4 protein-coding genes are annotated in these 2644 nt (G+C 37.1%); 1 reads left to right on the top strand and 3 read right to left on the bottom strand.

The features are described 5' to 3' along the window. Positions 1 to 730 (bottom strand): Glu/Leu/Phe/Val dehydrogenase dimerization domain-containing protein (locus AC06OU_RS10135; protein ID WP_475855550.1); only part of this gene is annotated, 730 nt, incomplete at its 3' end. Between the two features lie 38 nt (positions 731 to 768). After that, positions 769 to 1164 (bottom strand): thioesterase family protein, encoded by a 396-nt coding sequence (locus AC06OU_RS10140; protein ID WP_475855551.1) that lies wholly within the window; start codon positions 1162 to 1164, stop codon positions 769 to 771. Positions 1165 to 1542: 378 nt separating this feature from the next. Between AC06OU_RS10140 and AC06OU_RS10145 the strand changes: the two genes are divergently transcribed. Then, entirely contained in the window at positions 1543 to 2175 is a 633-nt protein-coding gene (locus AC06OU_RS10145) for a GntR family transcriptional regulator (RefSeq protein ID WP_475855552.1), read from the top strand. Between the two features lie 28 nt (positions 2176 to 2203). Here the strand turns inward: AC06OU_RS10145 and AC06OU_RS10150 are convergent. Further along, on the bottom strand, positions 2204 to 2644 hold a 441-nt coding region (locus AC06OU_RS10150; RefSeq protein ID WP_475855553.1), incomplete at its 5' end, for an NAD(P)H-dependent flavin oxidoreductase.

Consider the following 2644-nt stretch of genomic DNA (forward strand, 5'->3'; position numbering starts at 1 on the left):
CAGTAGAATAAATTTCATCATTCGATACAATCTTCACGTTTCCCTTTAAATTTGCTGAAGTCTGCTGAATGGAATGAAGGCTTTCGTCATTTATATCAGCTACGAAAAGGCTCGCACCCGATTCTAGTAAACTAACAGCAACTTTATATCCTACTTTTCCCAATCCTTGAATTGCATAGCTTTTCGCTCCGAGTTCTTCATCTCCAAACAGTGTGAGATTCGTAGCTTTTAATCCATTTATAACTCCTGCTGCTGTAGGAATCGATGAATCCCCTCCGCCGCCATAAGCCTCAGGTAGTCCATTAATGAAATTAGTTTCTTTCATCGCATGTATGAAATCTTCCATCGTTGTGCCCATGTCTGTACCAGTGTAAAAACGACCGCCAAGTGAATTGACAAATTGACCAAATGCTCTGAACAGCTCCGGTGATTTATCTTTTTTAGGATCACCAATAATGACTGCTTTTCCTCCACCAAAGTCCACATCTGCTGCGGCACACTTATACGTCATACCTTTTGAAAGCCTTAGAACATCCTCGAGCGCTTCTTCCACACTATTATAAGCTTGCATGCGACATCCACCGAGAGCTGGACCTAGGGTCGTATTATGGATAGCGATAATCGCTCGTAGGCCAGTAGTGGGATCATTACAAAATACAACCTGTTCATGAGAAGCCATTCGATCGAAAAGCTCAAATTCTTTAGTCATTGATAATCTTTCAGCTAGCATTAGATCAGTTCCTCCTTAGGCAATTTCAGTGTATATTCTTACGCTGTAGCCTCGTTCCATTTTGTTTTAATCGTAGCCTTTGGCAAAATAACTTGAGTTACCTCACCCAGACCGATAACTCCCACTTCACTCTCAGCAACCACTTTTGTTATCACTTTATTGTCACGAAGCTCTGTAACTGTAGCAGTTAAAGTAACCAAACTTCCATATGGAGCGGGTGAAACATGCTTGACATTAACTGCAGCTCCCATTCCCTCTTGTTCAGCGCTTAAAAAAGGTAAAATTATTTTCCTAGAGACCCATTCCATATGATATGTCATACTCACTGTCGAATAGACAGGGTGTACTACTTCACCTTCAAATGCAGCAAACATCATTTCTGTAACTGTAATTTGAATGGTCTCTTTTCTCCCAATCTCTAAGCCTTCTAACATATAATTCACCTACTTTAATAATTTAGTTTTTTATGAATAAACAACACAATGGTGGAAGCGCTTACAAGCAGATGAAATGAATAACTCCGTTCTTTAATCGAGCAAGTAGGAGTAATTTCGTTAAATATTTACAAATATCATATATCATTTTATATATTATTACAATATTTTATCAGAATTTATTTTATTATCAGAATATATTTTCGAAATTATGTTCTTTTCTACAAATTGAAAGCATATACACCTTACAATTTTCTATATCTAGTCCGTCTCCTGACTAAATAACCGTTATTATTTTTCTGTTATTTTTAAATAATCTATCTATTTATTGATTTCATATATTAAATGATATACAATTCCATTATTATGAAAACTAATATGAATAAACGCCAATATGCTTACAAAGTAATTCGTACAAGAATAGTAGATGGTACTTACGCACCTGGTCAACGAATCATTATCAATCAAATTGCAAAGGAGGTCGGCTCTAGTCATATTCCGGTCAGGGAAGCAATTCATCAGCTCGAATCAGAAAAGCTGCTTGAATTTAAACCTAATATCGGAGCAATCGTCAAAGGAATTGACAATCAACTATATAAGGAATCATTGGAAGTACTCGCTTTACTTGAGGGCTATGCTACTGCCATTAGCGCCACAAGCATTACTGCTCAAGGTATTACAAAGTTAAAAGAAATTAACCGAGAAATGAAAATTATGCTTGATAACTATGAATTAGATAAACTAGGAGCACTTAATAGAGAATTCCATTTTCATATTTACTCATTTTGTCCAAACGAATTACTAATAAAAAATATTGAAGAAACATGGGGTCGCCTAGATATAGTGAGACAGGCTGGTTTTACGTTTTACCCTAAGAGAACCCCCCAATCCATTGAAGAGCATGAGACCCTTATACAATTACTAGAGGATAAGGCGAGCAGTTCTTCAATCGAGCAATATGCTAGAAATCACAAACTAAAAACGCTTGATGCCTTTAAAATGAGAAGTTAAATTCGCTGACCGAAGGTGGTCTTCGTTTTTAGCTTTCTTTTTTTAATTGTCTAATTTCTATTAAATCATTTTGAAGTTTTTGTTCTGCTTCGATCATCATTCTATTGAACAAATCTTCTACTGAAGGAAGATCATCCAATAAACCAGCTATTTGGCCACTGTTTAAAAAACCACTTTCTAGGTCTCCCTCTATTGCTCCTTTTTTATGGTGTTCCTCCGTCGTACTTTTTAAATAATCATCGATAGTCAGCCCCTGTTTTTCTCGGTCAATCAACTGACTCGCATAAGGAGTATTTAACACTCTCCGAATTCTACCAACACTTCGCCCAAGCAATACCGTATCTATATCACCGGCTTCAAGTAGTCTTTTTTTATACATTTCATGAAAGGGCGCATCTTTCGTCGCCACTAGCCTTGTTCCTAGCTGCACCCCACTAGCACCTAGGGTTAGTGCCGCCGCCAATCCTTT

The sequence above is a fragment of the Psychrobacillus sp. genome, from assembly GCF_056205495.1.